The 25048-nt window shown below is 49.1% G+C and carries 16 protein-coding genes; 11 read left to right on the top strand and 5 right to left on the bottom strand.

Annotation, left to right across the window (positions count from 1 at the left end):
* The first annotated feature begins 41 nt into the window (after positions 1-41).
* Positions 42-845, top strand: coding sequence for a diaminopimelate epimerase (gene dapF, locus VF399_04805; protein ID HEX7319659.1), 804 nt, complete (start codon positions 42-44; stop codon positions 843-845).
* Here dapF and rocD read toward each other — a convergent pair.
* The 4 genes from rocD to VF399_04785 form a co-directional block, all read right to left on the bottom strand.
* Positions 842-2044 carry an ornithine--oxo-acid transaminase gene (rocD, locus tag VF399_04800; protein ID HEX7319658.1) on the bottom strand — a complete coding sequence of 401 codons (1203 nt, stop codon included), beginning with the start codon at positions 2042-2044 and terminating at the stop codon, positions 842-844. The genes dapF and rocD overlap by 4 nt on opposite strands.
* Before the next feature lie 29 nt (positions 2045-2073).
* Positions 2074-4374: a YfhO family protein gene (locus tag VF399_04795; GenBank protein ID HEX7319657.1), complete on the bottom strand. Its 2301-nt coding sequence runs from the start codon at positions 4372-4374 to the stop codon at positions 2074-2076.
* Positions 4375-4596: 222 nt separating this feature from the next.
* A complete protein-coding gene (locus VF399_04790) occupies positions 4597-5517 on the bottom strand; it encodes a lysylphosphatidylglycerol synthase domain-containing protein (protein HEX7319656.1) in 921 nt (306 codons plus the stop codon).
* Between the two features lie 8 nt (positions 5518-5525).
* A complete protein-coding gene (locus tag VF399_04785) occupies positions 5526-6212 on the bottom strand; it encodes a methyltransferase domain-containing protein (protein HEX7319655.1) in 687 nt (228 codons plus the stop codon).
* 136 nt (positions 6213-6348) lie between these two features.
* Between VF399_04785 and VF399_04780 the strand changes: the two genes are divergently transcribed.
* From VF399_04780 to VF399_04760, 5 genes are all read left to right on the top strand, one after another.
* Positions 6349-8448, top strand: a complete 2100-nt coding sequence (locus VF399_04780) for an FG-GAP-like repeat-containing protein (protein ID HEX7319654.1) — start codon at positions 6349-6351, stop codon at positions 8446-8448.
* A 52-nt stretch (positions 8449-8500) separates the two neighbouring features.
* Positions 8501-10303 carry an FG-GAP-like repeat-containing protein gene (locus VF399_04775; GenBank protein HEX7319653.1) on the top strand — a complete coding sequence of 601 codons (1803 nt, stop codon included), beginning with the start codon at positions 8501-8503 and terminating at the stop codon, positions 10301-10303.
* Complete coding sequence (locus VF399_04770; protein HEX7319652.1) at positions 10300-14313, top strand: FG-GAP-like repeat-containing protein; 4014 nt, start codon at positions 10300-10302, stop codon at positions 14311-14313. The genes VF399_04775 and VF399_04770 overlap by 4 nt, the downstream gene beginning before the upstream one ends.
* 31 nt (positions 14314-14344) lie before the next feature.
* Positions 14345-16078 carry a PorV/PorQ family protein gene (locus VF399_04765; protein ID HEX7319651.1) on the top strand — a complete coding sequence of 578 codons (1734 nt, stop codon included), beginning with the start codon at positions 14345-14347 and terminating at the stop codon, positions 16076-16078.
* 201 nt (positions 16079-16279) lie between these two features.
* Positions 16280-17092 (top strand): methyltransferase domain-containing protein, encoded by an 813-nt coding sequence (locus VF399_04760; protein ID HEX7319650.1) that lies wholly within the window; start codon positions 16280-16282, stop codon positions 17090-17092.
* Here the strand turns inward: VF399_04760 and VF399_04755 are convergent.
* Positions 17076-18494, bottom strand: a complete 1419-nt coding sequence (locus VF399_04755; protein HEX7319649.1) for a T9SS type A sorting domain-containing protein — start codon at positions 18492-18494, stop codon at positions 17076-17078. The two genes, VF399_04760 and VF399_04755, sit on opposite strands and share 17 nt — an antisense overlap.
* Before the next feature lie 217 nt (positions 18495-18711).
* Between VF399_04755 and VF399_04750 the strand changes: the two genes are divergently transcribed.
* From VF399_04750 to VF399_04730, 5 genes are all read left to right on the top strand, one after another.
* The gene (locus VF399_04750) at positions 18712-20118 is read left to right on the top strand and encodes an aminotransferase class III-fold pyridoxal phosphate-dependent enzyme (protein HEX7319648.1); all 1407 of its coding nucleotides are present in this window, start codon (positions 18712-18714) and stop codon (positions 20116-20118) included.
* On the top strand, positions 20115-21464 hold the full coding sequence (locus VF399_04745) for a phosphomannomutase/phosphoglucomutase (protein HEX7319647.1): 1350 nt from the start codon (positions 20115-20117) through the stop codon (positions 21462-21464). Before VF399_04750 ends, VF399_04745 begins: the two co-directional genes overlap by 4 nt.
* A gap of 84 nt (positions 21465-21548) precedes the next feature.
* Positions 21549-23255 carry an agmatine deiminase family protein gene (locus VF399_04740; GenBank protein HEX7319646.1) on the top strand — a complete coding sequence of 569 codons (1707 nt, stop codon included), beginning with the start codon at positions 21549-21551 and terminating at the stop codon, positions 23253-23255.
* Between the two features lie 25 nt (positions 23256-23280).
* Complete coding sequence (gene panC / locus VF399_04735) at positions 23281-24117, top strand: pantoate--beta-alanine ligase (GenBank protein HEX7319645.1); 837 nt, start codon at positions 23281-23283, stop codon at positions 24115-24117.
* Between the two features lie 292 nt (positions 24118-24409).
* A partial coding sequence (locus tag VF399_04730; protein ID HEX7319644.1) for a hypothetical protein occupies positions 24410-25048 on the top strand: 639 nt, incomplete at its 3' end.

Raw genomic sequence — 25048 nt, 5'->3', positions numbered from 1 at the left:
ACCAAGTTTAATAAGAAAGCCGTGAGCAGGAAAGGAGAAGCATGAAGCCATTGTTTTTCACGAAAATGGAAGGCACGGGCAACGATTTCGTCATCATCGATAACCGGGAAGGAACGGTCAGGGAGGCGATCGGTACGGCCACGCTGCCGGATTTTGCCATTAAAATACTAAACCGTCACACGGGGGTAGGAGCCGATGGGCTTATCCTGGTTGAAAAATCGGATGTCCTGCCGTTCGCCATGCACTATTTTAACCAGGATGGGAGCGAAGCCGACCTTTGCCTGAACGGAGCCCGCTGCCTGGTGAGTTACGCGTACCGGCTGGGCATTATTGATGAAAAGGGCAAATTCATCGCACCGTCCGGTCCGGTTGGTTTTTATTATAAGGACAATTCGAGCGTGAGCCTGGAGATGGCGGCCCCCACCGATATCAAGCTGAATTTCAGCATCACCGTCGCGCGGAAAAAGTACCGGGCGCATTTTTTGAAACTGGGCGTGCCGCATTGCGTGATCTTCGTTGACTCCTACGACAAGCTCAACGTGGAGGAACTGGGCAGGGTGGTCCGGAATCACAAACAGTTCAAGCCTGATGGCACCAACGTCAATTTCGTGAAAGAAGAGGCGAGGCATCTTTTCATCAGGACCTACGAGCGCGGGATCGAAGCGGAAACAATGTCCTGCGGCAGCGGCGTGCTGGCTTCCGCTTACATCGCCACAAAACTATTCATCACTCAGTCCCCGGTCGTCTGCAAGACGAAAGGCGGAGAGCTGCTGGCGACAATGAAAGATAAGCTTTATCTCGAAGGCCCGGTGAATCTGATCTTTGACGGTATATTCTACGTTTAACGCGGATGAGACAACAACACTTTCTTTATCCTGGGTAAAGCCCAGGCCAGTTCCTTTTTACTGATGACCAAAGGCGGCGCGAATCTGACGACCAGGTCGTGGGTTTCCTTGGCGAGGATCCCCTGTTTCATGAGCGATTCACAGTAAGGGCGCGCTTTCTTCGTGAGCTCGACCCCGATCAGCAAACCCTTGCCCCGGACCTCTTTTATGACCGGGCTTTTGATCTTTCGGAGTTCGGCCATGAATTCATTACCCATCGTATACGCGCGTTCCGGCAGCTTTTCACGGACGATGACATCCAGCGCGGCGGTTCCGATCGCGGCCGCCAGCGGGTTGCCGCCGAACGTCGAACCGTGGTCGCCTGGTTTGAGAACGTTCATGATGGCGTTGTCGCAGACAATGGCGGAAACCGGATAAAAACCTCCGCTCAGCGCCTTGCCGATGATGACGATATCGGGCCGGATATGCTCGTAGTTGAAGGCAAAGAGCCGGCCCGTCCTGCCCAGTCCGGTCTGGATCTCGTCGGCTATGAACAGCACGCGTTCACGCCGGCAGATCGCGAAACATTCCTTTAGATAACCTTTATCAGGTACCAGCACGCCGCCTTCGCCCTGGATCGGTTCCATTAGAAAAGCGGCCGTGTTCCTGGTGATCGCCGCCTTGAGGGCGGCCGGGTCGTTAAATGGGATCATCTTAAAGCCCCGCGTGAACGGTCCGAAACCGTCACGGTACTGGGCTTCGGACGAAAAGCCGACGATCATGGTCGTGCGTCCATGGAAATTATTTCTGCATACGATGATCTCGGCCCGGTCGCGCGGTATCCGTTTCCTGTAATATCCCCATTTGCGCGCGACCTTGATCGCGGTCTCCACGGCCTCGGCGCCCGAGTTCATGGGCAGCGCTTTTTCGTACCCGGCAAGCGTGCATAGTTTCTTTAGAAACAAACCCATCTGGTCATTGTGGAACGCGCGGGATGTCAGCGTTATGCGCTTTGCCTGGCCGGTCATGGCGCGAAGAATGCGGGGATGGCAGTGCCCCTGGTTCAGCGCCGAATAGGCGCTGAGCATATCAAGATATTTTTTTCCTTCCACGTCCCATACCCATGCTCCCCGGCCGCGGCACAGGACGACCGGCAGGGGATGGTAGTTGTTGGCGCTGTATGTGTCCGTTAACTTGATGTAGATCTTATTTTTTTTCATAATAACTCCGTGTGATTTCATCCTTTCGTTTAAGGCGGCGGTTGCGGCGTACGGTTCCGCAGTAAGGCACCGCTCCGTGATACCAGCAGCCAGAGCAGCCGCGGCAAGAAGATCGCGAGAATGATCGCGATCCCGATAAGCGTGATGACACTGCCCAGGGCGAAATAATATGATCTATATGCGAAGGTAACTTCGTGCTTGCCGGCCTCAACACGGACCGCGCGGAACGTGTAATTGGCGCGGTATAACTTGCTTTCCTGACCGTCCACAAAGACCTTCCAGTCCGGATGCCAGTTATCGGCCAGCACAAGAAAACCAGCGAACGGGCTGTTCGTTTCGCATACCACTTTATTAGCTGTATAGTCCTTGATATCGGCCGCGACGTAGCGGTCTTTTGCGGGCGGGTGCGGAACACCGGGATCTTCTTCGAGCACGACCGATGAGTAACGGTCGAACGATTCCGATCCCAGCCGGTTCAGCACTTCGGTTGCTTCCATCGTTTCAAAATCACCGACGACATAGGCACGCGGCAGCACGCTGTCGTTCTGGTACACTGAATATTGGTTCCCGGCGAAAACGGGCCGGTATTTAGCTAGAAAAATTTTAATTGGCTGGACCGTGCGTTGAATACCTGGATCATATGCGCTCATGTCGGCAGGGAGGTTCGCCGCGATCAGGTATTTGAGATTAAGCATGTCGATCAGCGCCGGATACTGATAAAGACGGATCGGAACGAACATGACGCTGGCCCCGGCACCGATAAGATCCTGGTATCTCTGTAACGGGTTCGGCGCGTATCCGCCGGCGCTTTGAATGCCCTGGTATAGAAGGTAAGCATCCTTGGCGTGGGCATATCCTACGTCCCCGTAAGGGGTTGGAAAAACACAGGGGAACACGCGGTATATCGAACTGTCTTTTTTTATGAACCTTGAGACATCATCGACGGCGTAGTATTTTTCTGGCGCGGGAGCCTTGGGTAAAAATTTCCGGACAATGAACAGTTGGGTAGAAAGGCTTAATATTATCAAAATCAGCGCGCTAATACTGATCTTGAAGGATCTTCGTATGCCCGCGTAGATCAACGAGAGACAGACCGCGATAATTATCAGCGACCAGGCGGCACCTTGATATAACCGGCCCAGATTATCTTCAAATAATTTTTCTCTCGACGCCGCTATATTTTTGCCGATCGGCGTAAAGATCAAGAGCATTAGTATGAAGATGATGATGGTCGAGAGCGCGGATATTAAAAATTGACGTTTGGATAGTTCTTTTTTTTGAAAAATATTGTCGAAACCAATGCTGCTGATGCAAATGAAACTGAAGACGGCTAGATAAAATGCCAGGGCCGGCGCGCGGGTTAATTTGAACAGGGGGATCACGTAATATGCCATTTTAAAGAACGGCGTTGACCCGCCGATCGACACGAGGATGGAAGCGAGGGCTAAGAACGCGAAGAATTTGATATATGGTTTTCGCCAATACAGGATGACGGTCATGACGGCCATCAGCAATACGATTACGCCGAAATATTCGGTATGCAGCTTGAAGGCATTTGATCCCCAGTAATTATCGAGGATGCCTGAAAATGTCGGGACCATCAGGTCTATGAGTTCCAGCGGCGGCAGGGCCCAGCTTATTGCATACTCGTAGCCCCGAGCTGATCCGCGGGCAACGAGCTTAAGGCTGTTCAAGACCGGCAACCACACGACCGCCATTAATGCGGCGATCATTACGATGGAACACAGGCCGTATCCCAAAACCTTTATAAGTTCGTGTTTCCGGATATTTTTTCTATTTGCGATCAGATAATAGATCACATAGCCCGCTATCGTAAGTAAAGCATAATAGGTGAGCTGAAAATGCCCTTCATAAAAAGCCAATGCCGTGATCAGGCTGAATATCATGAAATAAGATAATTTTTTAGTCTCCAGAGCCTTGTGGATAAAATACAGCATGAAAGGAAATAGCGCAATGCTCGAGGCGCGTCCCAGGTGCCCGGCCATAGGGGCGGATGCCAGATTGCCCGCGAACTGATAGGCGATGGCGCCAAAAGCAGCCGCGTACTTTGATATGCCTAAAGCTTTTAAATAATGGTAAGTGCCAAGTGCGGCGGCGAAGAGCATCAGCATGAAGCTCAGGGTTAAGGCAACCTGCGGCGGAACTATGTGCCGCAGCTGGGCGAGAGGGGCAAGCGGGCCGCCGACCGGCTGTCCCAGCACTGGATAACCGCTGAACACATGCGGGTACCACAGGGGCATTTCACTTTGTCCGAGCGTCCATTTTTCGAAAGGATATCCGCCGATCAGGTAATCCGATCCTCCAATCATTATTCCCGGGGACAGGAAAGAAAAAAAGTAAAAAAATGGCAGTAATGCAAAAAGAATAATGAACAACAGGTTCCAGTACCGTTCGATAAGGGTTGATGGTGTTTTAGGGGAAGGTGCTGCAACCGGTATTCTTTTGTGCTTTCTGCTCACGGCGTAAGTATAGTGATTTCACGTTGACAGTCAAGACAGCCTGGCAAAAAAAGAAAAACTTGTTCCGTTTATTTATTCGGTATTTGCTCTTTTCTTCGTGTTTTTCTGGATTATGAGGCCCATAAAAAAGACAATGACTTCGAACACAGTGATCCAGATCCGGGAGATCAGGCTGATCGCGATCGCAACCGGTAAGGGCATAATGGTCGATAAATACAAGGTCATCGTACCTTCCCGGATTCCCAGCCCGCCGGGTGCAAAGATTGCAATAAAGCCAATGGTCCATGATAAGATATATGCCACGGCAACTGCAAATATCATTGTCAGTGGAAGTGGATATATTGAGCAAATTAAAAAATAGAAACCCAGTATTTGAGCTATCCAGAAACTAAGAAAAAATGATGACAACTTAATTAAGCTCCAATAGCTTATATTAAATTTCACGGTTGGTTTTTTTATAAGCTTAAGAAAAATATTAATAATTACTGTCAATAAATATGGATGAAGTAGAACCAATGAAATAAGAAGAACAATAATTATATAAATGACATTTATTTTTATGTTTACTGATTTGGTTAATAATAGTAGAAAAAAAATCACGATACCGGCTATCATAATCAGACAGGTTTCTAATATCACGCTGATAGTAGTATTTTCACCTGCCAGTTTTTCCTTTTTGGCCAAATAGATGCGGCCTACTGCATACCAAATGCCGCCGGGTAAATACTTTGCTATTTGCGATGTTGCTATCATCCAAAATGAGTTAGCAAAACCTACGATTACATTTAATTTTTTCAAAAGTGCTTTCCAACTGAAAACATAGATAATAAAATGAATTGTTAAAAAAATATAAGACAAAAATAACATGAAAGGATTAAAATGAAGATCCTTAAAAGGTATTTTTATCCAATTTAATATTAAATTGCGGATTAGAAAGATGAAGATTGTTAATATAACCAATATTTGGAACGTTTTTTTTATGATTTTACTCATTGACTGTGTTAATGCTTATCGGTCTGTTTTTTTATCGAAAAAATAAAACAATATGCAAATGCGGTTGGTAGAAAAACTGTAATTTTCAGTAGAAAGCGTTTTATTATTCCAAATAGATTTTTATTCTTTAAAACTCTAGGCCCGATATCTTTTTTAATGCTGTGAATTTCGAAGCCACTGTGCTGAATATATCTAACCCACTCGGTGATAGTAGCCATCATTTCCTGTTCCTGTTCTGTGCCCTTGTATAATCCAAGTTTGTTGAGAATTCCATAGGAATTGGGAACGACAATAATTACCTGCCCATTTTTTTTAATGACGCGATTTATTTCCTCTAATCCTTTCTTGGGAGAATCGAAGTGCTCGAGTGTTCCTAGGGCTGACACTAGATCGAAGCTTTCGCTTATAAAAGGTAATGATTGACCATCGGCTAAAACCAGATATGGATTAAAATTTAATATTCTTTTCGTCAGTTCAAGAGATCTGATTGATATGTCAACGCCAAAAGGAATAGTGCCTTTATTTATACAGTATTTTAATGACCAGCCAACTCCACATCCTATATCCAGATATTTTTGATTTTTTTTGAATTCTATATCTGTAAAATACTTTGCTATTCTTTTGTTATCTATACCTATATGAAAGTCTTCTTCAAAATGATACTTTTCATTGTAAAACTTAATACTTTTTTTCATTCCTCCATTATAGTTTAAATGAGCTTAAAATCAAGTCCAAAGAAAATCGAAAGATGTAAACAAATGTTCACTTGACAATGAGCATGAAAGTAGTATAATAATATATAGAGATAGTTGTTTCAGTTGAGGAGGAAACATGAAGATAAGTAAATATGCGTTTTTGTTGGTGGTCGTTATTTTCTCGATCGCAGATGCCGGCAATGTCTGGATTGAAACTACAACCGAAGATTTCCAGGATGGGATCTTTAACACCACGTTGTATGCTTCGCACGCTGCCGGCGGCACGGTTGAATATGTACCACGCTATGATCTTAACAATGACGGATACATTGATATCTTTTCAAGCTCGTCATCTGCGATCTCCATTTACTGGGGAAGCGGTCAGGGCTACTCATTGAGCAATAAGATCTCTTTTGCGAGCGACGGCACGGGCGGATGCGAAGGCGCCGATCTGAACAATGACGGCTATCCCGAGTTCATTGCCAGTTACGGCAATGGCGACGCCCGGCTCGTGATATACTGGGGCACGCCGAGCGGTTATACCTATACGAACAACTTCAGTATACCGACCGTGACGAACGAAGCCCTGTATGTATCCGACCTTAATAAGGACGGATACCTTGACATCTGCGTTGCTACTTCGCTCAATTTTTCCACGAGCTCCATTTACTGGGGCGGTCCCAATGGATATTCATCAACGAACCGGCAGGACCTGCCGTCCGTGTACGGGGCGCATAATTTTGAGGCGTCCGATCTGAACAAGGATGGTTGGATCGACCTGATCATCGTGAATAATAATGCTTCTTACAATTATATTTACTGGGGTAGTTCAAATGGGTTTTCATCTGCGAATCGAACAACTCTCAATCTCCCGGGCGTGTCGATACCTCATGGCACGACCGTGGCCGATTTCAACAATGATGGCTGGCTTGATATCGTATTTACCGCCGTCTTTTCTAACGGCGCGTATGTTTTCTGGGGCAGCGAGAACGGCTACCAGAATTACCAGCTGCTGAATCCAGGAAGTTGCTACGGCGGATCATCGGCCGTGGATTTCAACGCGGACGGCTTTGTCGATATCGTCTTTTTCAGAGGCCGGACCGGGAACAAACCGGTCGTCTATTGGGGTTCGGCAAGTGGATTTTCCGAGACGAATAAATGGGAATTTGGGTCATATATAAGCGGATCAGGTGGATTCATAGCGGATCTCAACAGCGATTGCGCGCTGGACGTGTTCGTTGAGAATTATGAAGGCAGCAGCCAGATCTTCTGGGGTCCCGGTTACACCACTTCCTTCACCATGCCCACGAACGGCGATCACCATGCCATGTTCCGCGAAGTCGGCAATACATATGACCGGCAGTACTACGAGGATTATTGTTCCAGCATATTCGACGCCGGGACCATTGTCGATTGGGACCGGGCCGAGTGGGATGCTGAGACTCCAGCGGGTTCAGTCCTGACGTTCTACGTACGGACAGGGAATACCGCAACGCCCGACGGCTCGTGGAGCGATTGGTGTGAGGTAAGATATGGAACATTGATCCCGGAATGCTTGAATGCCAGGTACCTGCAATATCGGATGAGACTCGGATTTTCAACTCCGGCATGTTTGCCGAACCTTCAAGAAGTACGCATTTTCTATTGCGGCGCGGGTACTATTGCCGCCAACATAAGGATCGAACCGGAAACGATCAACCTGAAAAGTCAGGGAAAATTTTCGGCTTGCATCACACTGCCTGCTGGCTATAATCCCGGCGACATAAATGGGTCGACAATTACCTGCGAAGGTGCGCACGCTGTCTTCTGTGAAGTCACTCCTGGATTTCTGGTGGCGAAGTTCAATGTGCAGGATCTGACCGGTGTTGGCACCGGTCCGGCAGTGCCGTTCAACGTGACCGGGCAGCTGTATAACGGGACCTCTTTTTATGGTTGTGATACGGTTCGCGTCCTTGATCTCGATCTGATCCGCATCAGGTGCACGCCCAATCCTTTCCAGGATCGCACAGCGATCAGCCTGACTCCTGTTTCCCAGCGCCCGGTAGCGGTGAAGATCTTCAATCTTCTGGGTGAACTGGTACGCGATCTGTCGATCGAGGGTAACCGACCTACTGAGAACAGGATCGTATGGGATCGCAAGGATAATGCCGGCCGCACCGTGCCAGCTGGTGTGTACATGCTGGAGGTTCAGGATTCAGGAACAAAGGTTACGGAAAAGGTCGTCATATTTAAATAACTTCAATCCTTTATTTTTAAAGTTAATAAGACGGGTGCTATAAGGAGATGGAATGCTTGTTGTTTTTTTGATTTTTTGTCAGACCACATGGATCGAGACCACGCAGAGCGACTTTAGGGATGGTTGGTTCGAAGGCAACCTGTACGCATCTATCTACAATGGGGGAGCTGTAGAGTTCGTGTCAAGGTGGGATTTGAACGGCGATGGATATCTGGATATCGTCGTATGCAATGAGCAATCGAGCATATCATATATATACTGGGGCAGCACAATCGGGTATTTGGTGCGAACTGAATACCCGGTCAATGGCGCCCAGGGATGCGAGGTTTCTGATGTAAATTTGGACGGGTATCCCGAATTGTTTTGTACTGATCCCGGCGCGGGTTCATCAATAGTCAGAATGTTCTGGGGAAGTCCAACCGGACCTGATCCATCGAGTTACATAGATTATACCGTTCCTTCATGGAATGAGAGTTGCTATCTTAATGATTTTAACAAGGATGGCCGTATCGATTTGGCCATCGGTCGGTACAGCAGTGGTATAGGAGTGATATTCTACCTTAGCCAGACCGGATCGATAATCGGGGCAGATACGTTCCCCAGCTTTAATGGTATAAATCATCTGGAGGCCGCTGATTTCAATAAAGACAGCTGGCTTGACTTACTCAACATTAATGGAAATAACTGTGCATATCTTTTTTGGGGTAGCCCACAAGGCTATACTCCTACGAACCGCACCGATCTCGCCCGCCCTTCCGGTACGCCACGCGGTCCTGCGATCGCAGATTTTGATAACAACGGTTATCTTGATATCGTGATACCGGTATGGAACGACGGAGATTCCGCATACGTCTATTATTATGATTCAATCCAATTTTTATTATCTGCAAAACTCCACCCGGGACATTGTCTTGGCGGGGCGACAACTGCAGACCTTGATAATGACGGATACCTTGATATATTGTTTCTTAAGGGCTATGGTTTTCAGGAATTCCCGTATATTTATTGGGGATCGGCTACCGGGTTCACTGATGCGAACCGTTCGCCGATGGGCAGGTCCATTGATTGCAGCGGAGCATTGATCGCTGATTTTAATCGTGATGATCACCTGGACGTCCTGTTGTGCAACTATAGTGTTGGAAGCTATGACTACATATGTTACGGATCGAATTTCGCTATGTGCGACTCGGTTGCGAATATACGGGATAACCATAGCCGATTCAAGGAAATCGGCAATACCTATGATCGGACCTATAGAGAAGATTACATCTCTTCCATTTATGACGCTAATGGGATCGCCAACTGGGGCACTGTTGAATGGGATGACAGCTTGCCGGCCGGCAGCGCGATCTCGTTCAACATCAGGACTGGTGACACACCAAATCCCGATATGCTATGGTCTGGATGGATAGTACTCAGTAACGGCGATTCAATCCCTGATTCGCTCAATGCTCGTTTTGCCCAATACAAGGCCGTATTCTCATACGCGGATCCGTGTTTTTTACCCTGTTTGTATGAAACCAGGATCTCGATCGGTGAGTCTGCAGTCAAAGAGCACCAATGTCGTCAAATAACAAGGCCACAGGTCCACATCGTGCCTAATCCGGCTGTTGGGTGCGTCAATATTAATTGCTATTTTATGAAAGAAGGCGAGGATATCGCACTGAGGATCTATAACAATTCTGGCCAGTGTGTTGCTTCAATGCTTGAAAAAGATCATGAAAAGGGGCGGCATACACTTTCGTGGTCCGGTCGTGATGATAATGGCGAGAAATTGCCGCAGGGCGTTTACTTTGTCGAAGTAAGGCAGTCTGAAAGTTATTTGCGCAAGAAGATAATACTGTTAGTACCTTGAAACACTTCGGGATAATCGGCAGCATATTACTTCATTGGCTGTTCGCTCAGGGTACATGGGTCGAGACCACTCAGGATGATTTCCGCGATGGACAATATGAAGTGAATATTTACGGTTCGCAGCGCTTAGGTGGCACCGTGGAATTTACTTCCCGTTTTGACCTGAACAACGATGGTTTTATTGATCTGTTCCTCTCCAACCCCAGTGGTATTTCCATTTGTTGGGGAAGTGGCAGCGGATATTCCAACAGCAATAAGTACAGTTTCCCTTCTAATGGTTCAGGCAATTGCAACGGCGGTGATCTAAATTTCGATAATTGGCCGGATTTTATCGTATCCCATGGTAATGCGTCTTCTCGGCTTGCCATATATTGGGGTTCGGCAAGCGGGTTCAATCCTGGCAACAGTACCAATATTTCCATGATCAGTAACGAAGTCTGTTATACCGCGGATTTAAACCGAGACGGTTATATCGATATCATCTGCGGTACGACTGTGAACGATAATACGGGTTCAATTTTTTGGGGTAGTGCCGCCGGTTATTCATGGAGTAATCGCATCGATCTGCCAAACGAGTATGGCGCTCATAATACAGAAGTCGCCGACCTGAACCGCGACGGATATTATGATATCATTTTCGTTAATAATTATGGCTCTGAAAATTACATTTATTGGGGAAGCATAAGCGGTTATTCAACCGGGGATATGACTGCACTTCCGGCACCTGCCAGCACTCCTCATGGAGCAACCGTCGCCGATTTCAATGGCGACAATTACCTTGATCTGGTATTCACGTCGGTCAGCGGATCCGGTTCGTTTATTTATTATGGCAGCGCTTCCGGTTATGGTTCATATCAGTCTCTTAACACGGGTTCGACTTACGGCGGTTCGTGTGCATGCGATATCAACCGCGACGGGTATCTGGATCTGACCTTTTTCCGAGCCGGAACACCGTCAATAATTTACTGGGGATCAGCTTCCGGTTTTTCTGACAGTAACACACTTGTTTTCGGATATGCTGTTGAGGCTACGGGTGGATTCACCGCGGATCTTAATGGCGATAATGCATACGATATATACGTAAATAATAGGTATGGAAATAGTCCCATTTTCTGGGGTCCAAACTACACTTCCAGTTTTGCATTTGCCGGCGATGGCGATCACCATGCCATGTTCCGTGAGATCGGCAATGTCTATAACCGTCAATACAATGAGGATTACGTTTCTTCGGTGTTCGATGCCGGAGAAGAAGTCAGGTGGGGGATCATTGACTGGGACGATAGCCTGCCTTCGGGATCGAATATCGTCATGTACGTGCGCAGCGGCGATTCGCCGGTTCCGGACTCAACCTGGAGCGGCTGGGATTCGCTGGCCAAAAACGACGATATCGCCGACAGTCTAGATTCCCGGTACCTGCAATACCAGGCCATACTGATATACGCGAATCCATCATATCTGCCTTATTTATATGAGGTCCGCATTGAATACGGGCCCTCGATCCGGTTGATACTGCAACCTGACCAGGCCGACAGCACGCTGCCCGCGGTCGCGGCGGATTATAATGTTTCAGTCATCAACATCGGTATCGGACTTGACACCGTTGATCTGACCTATCTCCATAATACGTCATGGCCAGTCGGACTGTTCGATTCATCCGGAATAAATCCCCTGATTGATCATAACGGCAACAGCTTGCCGGACGTAATAATCGATATCAACGATACGGTCGATATCGTGGCTGAGATCACGCCGCCCATCAATGCCCAGGGTGGCGAGATCGATACGCTTCGATTATATGGAACATCTGACCTGATACCGGCACTTCAGGATTCGGTCCGGCTCATTACCTCGATCCGCCGCGTGATCGAGATCCTCGTGGACCCTGACCAGTCAGACACGACCATGAACGGCGTTCCGGTCGGTTACTTCCTGCGAGTGATAAACCACGGCACGAATATTGATACTGTTGATCTTTCAATACAGCACAACACGATCTGGGGGATTTCACTGCTGGATTCAACCGGCACCATGCCATTAGCAGACCACAATGGGAACGGATTGCCTGATGTAACGGTTGATAACGCGGATTCTATCGGGATCATCGCGATGGTTTACCCCCCGGGCAATGCTCAATTAGGAGACGTCGATACCCTGGTCGTAACCGGCCGTTCCAATAACGACCAATCGGTCAGCGACAATGCCACGCTCATCACGGTCATCGGGTATTCGGTGGGTATCCGCATTGATCCCGATCAGACGGGCAATACTTATGCCGGCTTTGAGATACGGTATGATATGCGGGCGGTCAATACCGGCGCATTCCAGGACACATTCGATCTTACCTATGCTCATAATAAGACCTGGCCGATCATCCTTTATGACAGCACCGGCATTGATACGCTGATCGATCATAATGGAAACAATATCGGCGATCTGGTCGTTATGCCTCATGATTCAGTCAGATTTATCATTTCTATAACCCCGCCGGGCACGAGTGTCCCGGATGAGGTTGATACGATGATCATGTCGGGCCGTTCCACGATCAATAGCACGTTAACGGATTCCGCGATTGTCCAAACGATCCTGGAGGCTTTCGGGACCATTATCGTATACCCCGATCAATCGGGTAGCGGATCGCCTGGTTCCTGGTTTACTTTCCCGCTGGTCTGCCGCAATAACCAGAGCATAGTCGATACGATCGATGTGGAATATCTTGACCGGCTGGGTTATACATACCAGCTATTGGATTCACTGAATAATCCCTTGATCGACCACAACGGCAATAGCATGGTGGATATTCCGGGGGTTGCGGCGCTGGGCGGCGAGGTCGATTTCAACGTGCGCGCGCTTGTGCCGTCCTCAAGCCCGGCTGGGGTTTCGGATTCGATCGTACTGCATGGCTATTCGGGCGCTAATGCGTCGATCCAGGACTCAGCCCTGCTGATATTGACCACTGGTGTCTTTTCGCAAGTGTTGATTGCGCCTGATCAGAGTGACTCGTGTTTTTCAGGAGATTCCATTGATTACTGGCTGTATGGTCAGAATCTCGGGAATGCTCCCGAGGTGCTGGATCTCGCCTGCATCGGCGGCAATTTCAGTTATTCGCTTCGTGATCCTGCGGGCGCCTTGCTGACCGATACGGACAGCGATGGTTTGGTCGATCTGGGGGTCGTCAACGGCTTTGGCAGCGGCGAGAGTTTGATCGCGCGGGTGAAGGTGCCATCAGCAGCCGCGCCGGGCGAGACCGACACGTTGATGGTGCGCATCTTTTCCAGTTATAATCCGTCCATCACTGATGACGCGCGGATTATCACGAAGGCGATCGGCGGGGTCTGGAGTTTATTGATCGATCCGGACCAAGACGCGTTGATCGAGACCAGCCAAACGATCGACTTCAATGTACACGCCCTGTTGCAGGCCAGCGTTGCCGATGTCGTGGATATAATCTTGAACCCGACCGGCGGCTCTGATTGGCAGGTAGAGGCGGTCACGGAATCCGGCAGTTCATTGACCGACAGCGATGGCGATGGCATGGTCGATCTGGGCATGGTAATGCCCGGCATACAAGATCCGTTCAAGATCAAGGTGCACGCCCCCGATCATTTTGATTTCACCGGTTTGGTGGATACTCTGATCCATTGCGATATAATAGTCTATGGCCAGTGCAGCATGCGCGAGGATGTGCGTGACAGCACTGTCCTGAGGGCGATCCTGGTGCCGCCTTTCGATGTTCATAATTTCCGCAACCCTTTCCGAAGCCAGACACAGTTCATTTTCAGCATACCCAAGGATGGCCGGGTCACCCTCGAGATCTATAACCGCGCCGGTGAGCTGGTAAGAAAGCTCATTGACAATGAGCACTATCGTTTTGGCGTGCATTATTATCCATGGGATGGCCGCAATGACAGTGGGGCCATGCTGGCACCGGGTGCCTACATCTATATCATGGACTTCCGGGCCAATGACGGCGAGCGGCTGACCGCCAAGAAGAAAGCGGTGATCTTGAAATGATGCGCAGAATAAGATCGGCTCAGGTAAAGCTGTGATCATAATATTCTATATTACCGCCCTGCTCTCGGGAAATGATGTCGGCACCACCTTGTATCCGTTCCTCAAGATCGGTTTGGGTCCAAGGCCGGTGGCGATGGGTGAAACCTTTACCGGCCTATGCGATGACGTTAGCGCGCTATCCTGGAATCCGGCCGGATTGGCGTGGATCAATGAGTTGCAGTTCTCATTATCGCACCAGGAATGGTTCCTGGATTTCAGGGACGAGTACGTAATCTTTGGTCTGCCGGCATTCAACGGGTACCTGGCAATGGGCGGATTGTACTCCACGGTCCGGGATGTCGAGATTTGGGATGATAACAACAATCCTCTGGGCAGCGCCGATCTCTGGAGCGGCATCCTGGCACTTGGCTACGGCCGGAAACTCAGGGAAAATCTTGGCGCCGGGATCGGACTGAAGATCGTGGCTGAAGATCTGTACGAGCAATCATTTTATGACCTTGTTCTGGATTGCGGCGTCCGGCTGAGATTAAATGAAAAATGGTCACTGGGCGGAGCGGTAAGGGATCTGTCATACAAATCAACTTTGCCGTCCGACGTGAAATTGGGAATCTGCTTTAGCGGTATCAAAAATGCAAACCTTCTGCTGGATCTCACGATGCCGCGTGACAATGTGCTGCGGATAAATACCGGCGCCGAGTATTATATTAATCCGGTATTCTGCATCCGGGGAGGATGGCGCAGCGGACCGTATTCTTTGGGTGAGCTGGGCTGGCTTTCGGGCTTCACCACCGGCTTCGGGATTAAATATGCTGGCATGGAGTTCAGTTACGCGTTCGTTCCCTATGGTAAACTCGGACTGACACACCGTATCGGATTGAACGGAAATTTAAGCGTGATCGAAGGACAGAACAGGTTAACCATCAGGGTCTGTGATGGAGACACGAAAGTCCCGCTGGTCGCCGACATGATCCTTACCGGTATCCGGGAAGAGCAGATCAAGACTAATCCGACCAGCATCTACGAAGCAAAAAATTTACCTGAAGGATGGTTGTACATAAGCATCTTTGTTGCCGGTTATCCCCAGAATTATGACTCACTGTATATTCTACCCGCGGGCCGTCATGAAAAATACATCTATTTATACCAGACTAAACCGGGTATTCTGCGCGGGGTTGTGTTTGATGCGGTCACCAAAAAGCCGATCGGTGCTAAGGTCGTTTATCAGGGTATGGCGTACGGCACAGTCAATAATGATTCCCTGACGGGTAGTTTTGTTCTGCGCAATCTACCGCCGGGTGTTTATACCTTGATCGCAGCAGGCACGGATCCGCGTTATATTGCGCAAACATGCTCGCTTGTCATAGAACCGGGCAAACTTACTGAACGGGAATTTTATCTGATCAAAAAGCGCGAAAAGATCGTGCTGCGTGGCGTCAATTTTGACACGGGCAAGGCCGATCTGAAACCCGAAGCATTCAGCGTGCTGGACGAGGCAGGCAAGATCCTAACCGACAATCCAGATATCTCAGTTGAAGTCGGCGGCCATACGGATCCCCGCGAGATCCAAACCACGGAATATCCGTCAAACTGGGAGCTTTCTTTTGCCCGGGCGGCCGCGGTCTGTAAGTATTTGATCGATAAGTTCAATGTAGGCCCGGAGCGGCTCGTTGCCCGGGGGTACGCGGATACCCAACCGATCGCTCCCAATATAACTGAAGAGGGTATGGCGCAAAACCGGCGGACTGAATTCAAAGTAATTGAATGACGGGTTTTGTTTCATATTGTTAATAAACCACTAATACTGATTTTTTGTCACTAGGTTAAACTTTTGATGCACACTAAGTTGACGTTTCCCTGACTTCCTATCTTCTTAAAGCGGATCACACATTTTTTCAAATAGGAATCTCTTCAGAATATCATATTCTGCTAATTATTGACATTATTAGGGATATCCTTATAATTTCAAATGGAAAGCAGGATCAATGAGATCTGGTATGCGCTCAAAGCAAAAGCATCGGTCGAGGAACTCGCTTTCCTGAAAAAATGTTTCCGCGCATATTCTTCTAAAGGCCATCTTGCCAATGTCAAAGCCGATCTGCAATTCATGTACCGCATGTCGCCGCCGCCTCAACGCGTGCTGGATTTTGGGTGCGGCATCGGATTACAAGCCTACCTGCTGGCGCATGCCGGTTATGAGGTCTATGGACTGGAAACGATAGAAGACAAATCGCTCGAGGGTTTCTTGAAAGGGAAGGCAGAAACTCATATCAAAACTCGCGACGAGAGCATGAAGAACGTGTGGGATGTGATCAGGACCCGGCAGAAGGTGGAATTCGGGTTCTATGATGGTGTCGTGATCCCGTACCAGGATGGTCTTTTCAATGCGGTGGTAGCGTATGCGGTGGTCGAGCACATCCCGCCGGCCGAGGTGAACGGTGTTATGAAGGAGATCAACCGGGTATTAAAAAAAGGGGGGTTGTTTTATATCTTCCAACTGCCCCAACGCAGTTCCTATACCGAATTCATTGCCCGGAATCTAGGTTGGGAATCACACGAGTATCTCTGGAGCTTGAGCGAAATACGCAAAGCTCTCAAAATTGGCGGTTTCGATGTGTTGAAATGTGAAAAAGCCGATATGGTGATCAATCACCCGTATCAAGTGATCAATCCGGTCTTTGGACTATTGAAGATAGTTAACCGTTTCTTAATACACACGCCACTAAGCTATTTCGCTCATCACCTGACGGCGATCGCGCAAAAACCTAGCGCAGGATCGTGATCTTGCTGGTCAGTGTGTTATCACCTGATTCGCTTACGCAGAAATAAATCCCCGGCGGCACACTTTTTCCGTGTTCATCCGTCAGATCCCAATCGATCTCCGCGGATGACGTGCCGGTCAGCTTTCTCACCAGGCAACCGGAATTGTCATAAACTCTGATGCGGACATTGCCGGCGTCGTTTAAATTAAAGGCGGCGTCGGTATTTGTTGACGAAAACACAATATGATCACGGCAGGGATTGGGTTTTGAGGTCAAAACATACGCTCCAGGCATGATAACCCGGACCGTGTCGATGCCAAAGAAATGCGTTCCGTCATAGAACTGACCGGTGAGAAGGAAAGGCACGATGCCTGGACCAATGCCCGCCAGGTCTTGAACGCGGAATTTAGCGACATAAGCACCAGGTGTCACAAAGCCTTCATATGCCTTTGCACCTTCGCACTGGATCGTCGTTAGATCAACGGTTCCGGGATCATAGCCGCCGGGAAACGTTATGAACGCGGTAAAGACCCCCTGGCTCTTCAGGTTTATGACCTCCGGTTCGATCCGCAGCAGGCAGCTGACCTGGCTGCACGAACCTTGCCAATAAACAAAAGTCCGTTCGGTGGAGCCGCCGGAATTCACTTCACAGCGCAGGGTGCACGGCTCGGGAAGGTGCAAAGTCCCCCAGATCGCCCGCGTATCCGGTGACTGGTAATTATAACCATCCCAGCACAGAACTGCGAAGTTATCAAGCCGGCTGACAAAATCATCAAAGACATAGACGGCTTTGAACATGATATTATCGGATCCAGTCAAACCGGTAAAGCTGTCGGCAAAAACGCTCTTGTACTGCTGTAACTTATCGAGCACATATTGTTTTGCCTGTTCGATCGTGGTCATGCCGTCATTCCAGACCGCGAGCAGGGCGGTTTCGCCAAGATAGTTCGAAGATATACCGCATTTTTTCCACAATTTGTAACGATTTATGCCGTAAATGTCGTTGAGACTGACGATGCGTTCCAGGATGGCATACTGTGATTCCCAGTGCGTCACGATCGTCCCGTTGCTGTTTTCATAATAACTGTACATGGTGTCATAATAAGTGTCGATGTAGTTGAACTCATCCCAGTTGGGCATTGACGGTTCGCCGGTATCAAGGATGCGATTGCCGTTTTCCAGGATCACCTGCCGTAATTTATGGATCGACATGCAGGTGCGCGCGGTATTCCAGGCGATGAAATGGGCTGTCGGTAAATAAACGTAGGGGATATTATGTTCGCCATTGATACCGATCACATAATCAATGCCCTCATCTGAACCGTCGCCGTCCACATCAGCATGGCTGGTAGTCCAGACACCGGCATATATTGTTTGCGTAAAACATGATGCAAGAATTATTGATATGCATAATTTTAACATTTTTGCAGACATCCCATCCTCCTTTGATTATTGCTACAAAATTATTTATATTTCAACTATTATATGTATTGTATGATACTTAAATCCAGGGTATTTGTCAATAGGCAACGTGAAATCTGTCGAAATATCATGCGGTAATTCGTGTTGTTGACATCATGCTGAATTTCCAATATAATGGTATATAATAAAAATAAAAAATAAAAGGAGATATTTTAACGTGAACATACAATATACCTCGCCCAAAATATCCAAAAAAGCGCAGAAGCTCATTGCCCGCGATGAAAAAGTCATGTTCGGGGCGCACACGCGCACCCGGGAGATCCCGCTGGTCGTGGACCACGCCAAAGGGGCCCGGGTGTGGAGCGTTGACGGCAGGGAGTACCTTGATTTCGGCGCTGGGTTTGCCGTGGTCGGCACCGGGCACTGCCCGCCCGAGGTCATCAGCGCAGCCCTTGAACAGATGAAGAAACTCATCCATATTTCCGGCAGCGATTTTTATTATGAATCGCAAGTCACCCTGGCGGAAAAACTCATGAAGATCACGCCCGGCCGCCATGCCAAGCGCATTTATTTCGGCAGTTCGGGCGCGGAATCCGTTGAAGCGTCCTTGAAGATCGCCCGGTATTATACGCGCCGGCCCAGGATGATCAGTTTTATCGGCGCTTTTCACGGCCGGACCTTTGCCGGGATGACAATGTCCGGCAGTAAGAAGATCCAGCGTGCTCACTTTTCATCGCTCATCCCCGAGGTCCACCATGTGCCGTATCCTTATTGCTATCACTGCATTTTTAACGACACTTACCCGGAGTGCATCGTCAGAGACTATGAAGGCGTGCCTTTGCTGCGCTGTCTGTCATATCTGACCGATGTCGTTTTTGAGCGGCTTATCGATCCCGATGATGTAGCTCTGATCATGGTCGAACCGATCCAGGGCGAGGGCGGTTACATCGTGCCGCCCAAAGAGTTTTTACCGGCTTTAAGAAGGATCGCTGATAAAAACGGCATAATCCTCATCTTTGACGAGATCCAGAGCGGCCTGGGCAGGACCGGGAAATGGTTCGCCTGCGATCATGTCGGTGTTGTTCCGGATATCATATTGGTGGCCAAGGCGATCGCCTCGGGTCTGCCCATGAGCGCGACCGTGGCCAGAGCCGAGCTTATGGATCCCGGGGTCGACAACCGCGCCTGGGTGCCCGGCGCTCATGGTTCTACTTTCGGCGGAAACCCGGTCATCGCGGCGGCCGGGATCGCTTCTCTGAAACTCATCGAGAAAGGATTGATCGCCAATGCCGCAAAGATCGGCGCTTTTATGAAACAGGAGTTGACCGAGCTCGCAAGTGAACACAAGATCATCGGTGAGGTCAGGGGTCTGGGTCTGATGATCGGGCTGGAACTTGTGCAGAACAAGGCGACTAGGGAAATTTTTCCGAAGACCGTGACCCGCAACGGAAAGAACATCAAGGAAGTGATCACCGGTGAATGTTTCAAACGCGGCCTGATCCTGTACGGCGCCGGTTTTAACTCTCTCCGCATCTCACCGCCGCTTGTGATCACCAAAGACGACGCGCGCTACGCGCTCGAGATCATTGAAGAAGTGATCGGTCTGGTCGAGGCGCAGCTTTGACCGCGGTCAATCCCCTGATCTTCCGCGAATACGATATCCGCGGCATCGCGGAGCAAGATCTCACGGATGAAAAGGTAAACCTCCTCGGCCTGGGTTTTGGCACGTATTACCGGCGGCATAAAACCGATACCGTGGTGATCGGTCATGACGTGCGCTTGTCTTCGCCGCGCATTTCAGAAGCCCTGCAAAAAGGGTTGACCGGGACCGGCTGCAACATTATCGATATCGGCATGGTGCCGACGCCGGTGCTTTATTTCTCAATGTATCATCTCAATTGCGATAATGCCATTATGATCACGGCGAGCCATAATCCCAAAGAATTCAACGGGTTCAAAGTTTGCGCCAAAAAAAGTTCGATCTTTGGCGAAGAGATCCAGGGATTGAGAAAGCTTGTTGAAGCAGGCGAATTTTCTAAAGGCGACGGGAAGATCGAAAGAAAGAATATCGTACCAGAGTATATAAAATACATCACCGGGAAGGTTAATATAAAAAAGGGATTGCGGGCCATCTTTGATACGGGCAACGGCACGTGCGGGCCGATGATGGATGAGATCATGGGAAAGGTCGGCATTGAACACGATATCCTGTTCAAAGAACCGGATGGCAGTTTCCCGAATCATTTACCCGACCCGACGGTTGAAAAATACATAAAGGATCTTATTGAAGGTGTGAAGGCAGGAAGGTATGATGCGGGGATCGGGATCGATGGCGATGGCGACCGGATCGGCGTGATCGATGAGCGCGGGGATATCATATGGGGTGATGTTCTGCTCGCGATCTATGCTGAGCAGGTGCTTAAAAGATCGCCTGGCGCCAAGATAGTATTCGAGGTCAAATGCTCAAAAGGGCTGGTAGAGAGGATCGCGCAGCTGGGCGGCACACCCGTCATGTACCGTACCGGCCATTCTTTGATTAAGGCCAAGATGAAGCTTGAACATTCACCGTTGGCCGGGGAGATGTCGGGGCATATTTTCTTTGCCGACCGCTATTTTGGTTATGACGACGCGATCTACGCGAGCCTGCGTCTGTTGGAAATACTCGGCAATGGTGTCGGACTATCGGACCTGGCAAAGCGCGTGCCCAGATATTTCTCAACGCCGGAGATCAGGATCGACGTGCCGGACGAGAAAAAATTCGGTATTGTCAAGGAATTGACCGGAGCGTTCAAGAAGGATTATCCGGTTCTCGATATTGACGGCGCGCGCGTGGATTTTGGCGACGGTTGGGGACTGGTACGCGCTTCCAACACCCAGCCCGTCCTGGTGTTGCGGTTCGAGGCTAAGACCGCCAGCCGGTTGAACGAAATAAAAGATATATTCTTTGAAAAACTAAAGGGACTGACCTGAAACTCGTATAAATGCCGGGCTGCTTGCCTTGACTTGGCAAGTATATGATATATAATAGCTGCGAAAGAAAATAAAGGAGGATGGATGAGCGCGATCATTTGTTTTGTTCTATTTTCAGTCCAACTTGACAATAACGTATTTCTGCCCAAGTACATGACCGCCGAGGAAAGCCTGAGGATCGACAAGATCGGCCAGGGGCATGTGATCACGGCGCCGCCCGGCGGCTGGGTCGAGACGCCGGCTGAATTCGAACCGCTGAGAGGCGTCTGGGTGACGTGGATCTATGGTTCATATAACACGGTGGAACGCGAGATCGTCCGTGGAGTGGTCTCGTCCTGCAAGGCGTATATCATTCCCGGTTATGCTTCGGATACAACAAGCATAAAAAGCTATTTGACCAGCGGCGGTGTTCCGCTTGACAGTGTAAGGTTCTATGTCTTCCCCAACAACTCGGTCTGGATCCGCGATTATGGTCCATGGTTCATACGCAGGCAGGATGGAACCGAAGGCATCATCGATTTTCAATACAACCGTCCCCGGCCTTCCGACGACACGATCCCCTGGCGGATCGGTCAGGCATGGGGGATCCCGGTCTACGGTTCGCCGCTCGAGCATCCGGGCGGTAATTTTATGGTTGATGGCCTGGGCAGGGGATTTTTCAGCAGCCTGATATACGAAGAAAATCCCGGTTATTCTGCCTATACGATCGATACGATGATGCGCAACTATAGCGGCTTGGAACTGACCGCGCCTATGAAGCGAATGCGAACAGAATATACGGGTCATATTGACCTGTGGACAAAGATCCTCAATGACACGCTGGTCATGGTCGGCGATTACGAAGCCGGACATGAAAACGATACAGTGCTTAACAACCGGGCCGATTCGATCACGCACATGAAGAACCGCGAAGGATTCAATTACCGGGTAGTCCGGGTCATCATGCCCTGGACAACTTCGGACGCGCCGCCGACCTATCTGAATTCGCTGTTCGTCAACAATAAGGTATTGGTTCCTACCTGGAGCCTGCCCGAAGACCCCGAGGGTCTTGCCGCTTACCAGAACGCCCTGCCCGGCTATGAAATAGTCGGCATCAACTGTTCGTCCATGGCGAGTTCGGGCGGCGCGATCCACTGCATCGCCATGCAGGTGCCGGCATCCCAGTATGTTCATGTCAGACACTATCCGTATCCCGATACCAGCGACCTGGTCAGTACGTACCGGATACGGTGCCGGATAATAACGTCAAGCAGCCTGCGTGCCGAATCCACGCTTGTATTCTACAAGGTCGGCGCGAACGGTTCGTACAGCACCCTGGCGCTGAACTCGGTCGTTGACACGCAGGGCGTGTACGCCGCGTACATACCGCACCAGACGGCTGGCGATACGGTGTATTACTATATTCTCGCGAAAAACACGCAAAATATCCGCCGGACTTCACCAAAGGACGTGCCGCCGCACCTGTTCAGATTCCGCATCTACAGCGGCGTAACGGTCGGCGAGTTCGGCTCAAGCGCGCTGGCACATTTTTCCGCGTTTCCTAACCCTGCGCGTCATTTCTTGAATATCAGTTTTCGCATTTCAGACCAGGCTGACCTCAGGATCGCGATCTACAACGCGGCCGGACAAAAGGTCAAGACCATCGTTGACGGATCATGCAGCCCAGGTCATTACACGGAGTACTGGGATCTGAGCGATGACGCCGGCAAAGACCTGCCGCAGGGCGTCTATTTTTGCTCGGTTGTCGCCGGCAAAGATAAATATACGGGCAAACTGCTGATCGTAAGATAGCCGGACATTGTTCTTTTGACACGATATGCTGATCGTAAGACACATAGATCAGGTTAAAAAGATCATCGGTCTTGAGCGCCGTAAGGGCTTGACCATTGGTTTTGTACCGACCATGGGCGCATTGCACCGGGGTCATCTATCCCTGGTAAGAACTGCCCGCAAAAAGAGCGACCTCGTTGTCGTTTCTATCTTTGTTAATCCAACCCAATTCGGACCAAAAGAGGATTACAAACGTTATCCGCGAGATCTCAAACACGATCAGTCGCTCTTGAAAGGCGAGGGCGCGGACATAATATTCTATCCGACGGTAAAGGAAATATACCCGCATGGTTACAGAACTTTCGTTGAAGTGCAAGGATGGAGCGGAATTCTATGCGGCGCGTCAAGACCGGGTCATTTCCGGGGAGTGGCGACGGTAGTGCTGAAACTGTTCAATATCATTAAACCCCATATCGCCATATTCGGAAAAAAGGATTTCCAGCAGCTGTTGATCATCAAAAAAATGGTAAAGGACCTTAACCTCGATATCAGGATAATCGCCGCACCGACGATCAGGGAAAGTAATGGCCTGGCAATGAGTTCGCGCAACAAATATCTGACTGAAAAAGAAAGAAAAAATGCCGCGGTGATAATTAAAAGCCTGCGCTGGGTAAAGCGGCTCTGCCGGAAAGAATCATGCTCCGCGGTAAAAGCTCTTCGGACCATGAGAAAAATGATCAAAAACAAGGGAGGCAGGGTCGATTATATCCGGGCGGTCGACGCCGAAAACCTGACCGATATGAAAAGGATACAAAAGGGGGTGCTTATCGCCGCCGCGGTTTATTTCGGGAAGACCAGGCTGATCGACAATATTGTTGTTTGATATTGGATCAAAAGTGCTGAAAATTCGATAAAAAACAGGGGTTGAGCGGATTAATAGGTTTTTAATAAGTTGTGTGTATAATATAAGGCAGTACCGCACTGCGTGATCTTTGAAAATGCCTGCGATAAAAGGTTGCCAGTGAAACGCTTTTAATAAATTCTGGCGCCATCAACGCTTGACAGGCAAATAGATTTAAGTATAATGATATAAGAATAATCAACATTGCATTACGAAATTGGGTGTTTAATAAAGTGAATCGTGATAAATTTTATAATAACTTAAGGAGGATTCCATGAAGTACTTTGCTCTGTTGCTAATACCATTTGTCTTATTCGGACAATATGATCTTGTAAAAGACGTTATCTCTTCGGGCGGTACAAAAGCCACTTCTACCGGTTATATTCTTTATGGCACAATAAGCCAGACCACGATCGGCAGTGTCGCGGGCGGCACTTACAAGGGGATCATCGGTTTCTGGCAGCCCTTTGACTGGATCGCGCCCATTCCTCCGGACGTGGTGCGCGCTATCAAGTCAAGCGACAACGTGGTGCTAACGTGGAATAAAGTCTTGACCGATGTCAACGGAAACCCCGAAATCATCGAATATTACTCGGTATACCGGAACACAACACCGAATTATATCCCGGGTACGGGAACTTATGTCGGTAACAGCACGGGACCGGATACGAACTACACCGATGCCGGCGTGGTTGGGTCTGGCACGAGCTATTATTACCTGGTGAAAGCCGTTGATTATGGACGGAACCTGTCCTATCCATCCAACATGGGATTCAAGTTTCGGCAGGTATTAAACGAGAATGTATCATTAACGGACAAGAACTGGGTGTCGTTGCCATACCGTAACAATTATCCGAATATCTCGGATTTCTATACGGACATTGCTTTGAGTAATTGTTATGGGATCCGGAAA

The organism is bacterium (assembly GCA_036382775.1).
Lineage (GTDB): Bacteria > Hydrothermota > Tepidihabitantia > SM23-42 > JAOAFX01 > DASVHD01.
This window is presented reverse-complemented; position numbering and strand designations above follow the sequence as displayed.

Coding starts and splice junctions, on each gene's coding strand:
- dapF (HEX7319659.1), top strand. CDS start 42: ATGAAGCCATTGTTTTTCACGAAAATGGAAGGCACGGGCAACGATTTC.
- rocD (HEX7319658.1), bottom strand. CDS start 2,044: ATGAAAAAAAATAAGATCTACATCAAGTTAACGGACACATACAGCGCC.
- VF399_04795 (HEX7319657.1), bottom strand. CDS start 4,374: ATGATTGGAGGATCGGATTACCTGATCGGCGGATATCCTTTCGAAAAA.
- VF399_04790 (HEX7319656.1), bottom strand. CDS start 5,517: ATGAGTAAAATCATAAAAAAAACGTTCCAAATATTGGTTATATTAACA.
- VF399_04785 (HEX7319655.1), bottom strand. CDS start 6,212: ATGAAAAAAAGTATTAAGTTTTACAATGAAAAGTATCATTTTGAAGAA.
- VF399_04780 (HEX7319654.1), top strand. CDS start 6,349: ATGAAGATAAGTAAATATGCGTTTTTGTTGGTGGTCGTTATTTTCTCG.
- VF399_04775 (HEX7319653.1), top strand. CDS start 8,501: ATGCTTGTTGTTTTTTTGATTTTTTGTCAGACCACATGGATCGAGACC.
- VF399_04760 (HEX7319650.1), top strand. CDS start 16,280: ATGGAAAGCAGGATCAATGAGATCTGGTATGCGCTCAAAGCAAAAGCA.
- VF399_04755 (HEX7319649.1), bottom strand. CDS start 18,494: ATGTTAAAATTATGCATATCAATAATTCTTGCATCATGTTTTACGCAA.
- VF399_04740 (HEX7319646.1), top strand. CDS start 21,549: ATGAGCGCGATCATTTGTTTTGTTCTATTTTCAGTCCAACTTGACAAT.
- panC (HEX7319645.1), top strand. CDS start 23,281: ATGCTGATCGTAAGACACATAGATCAGGTTAAAAAGATCATCGGTCTT.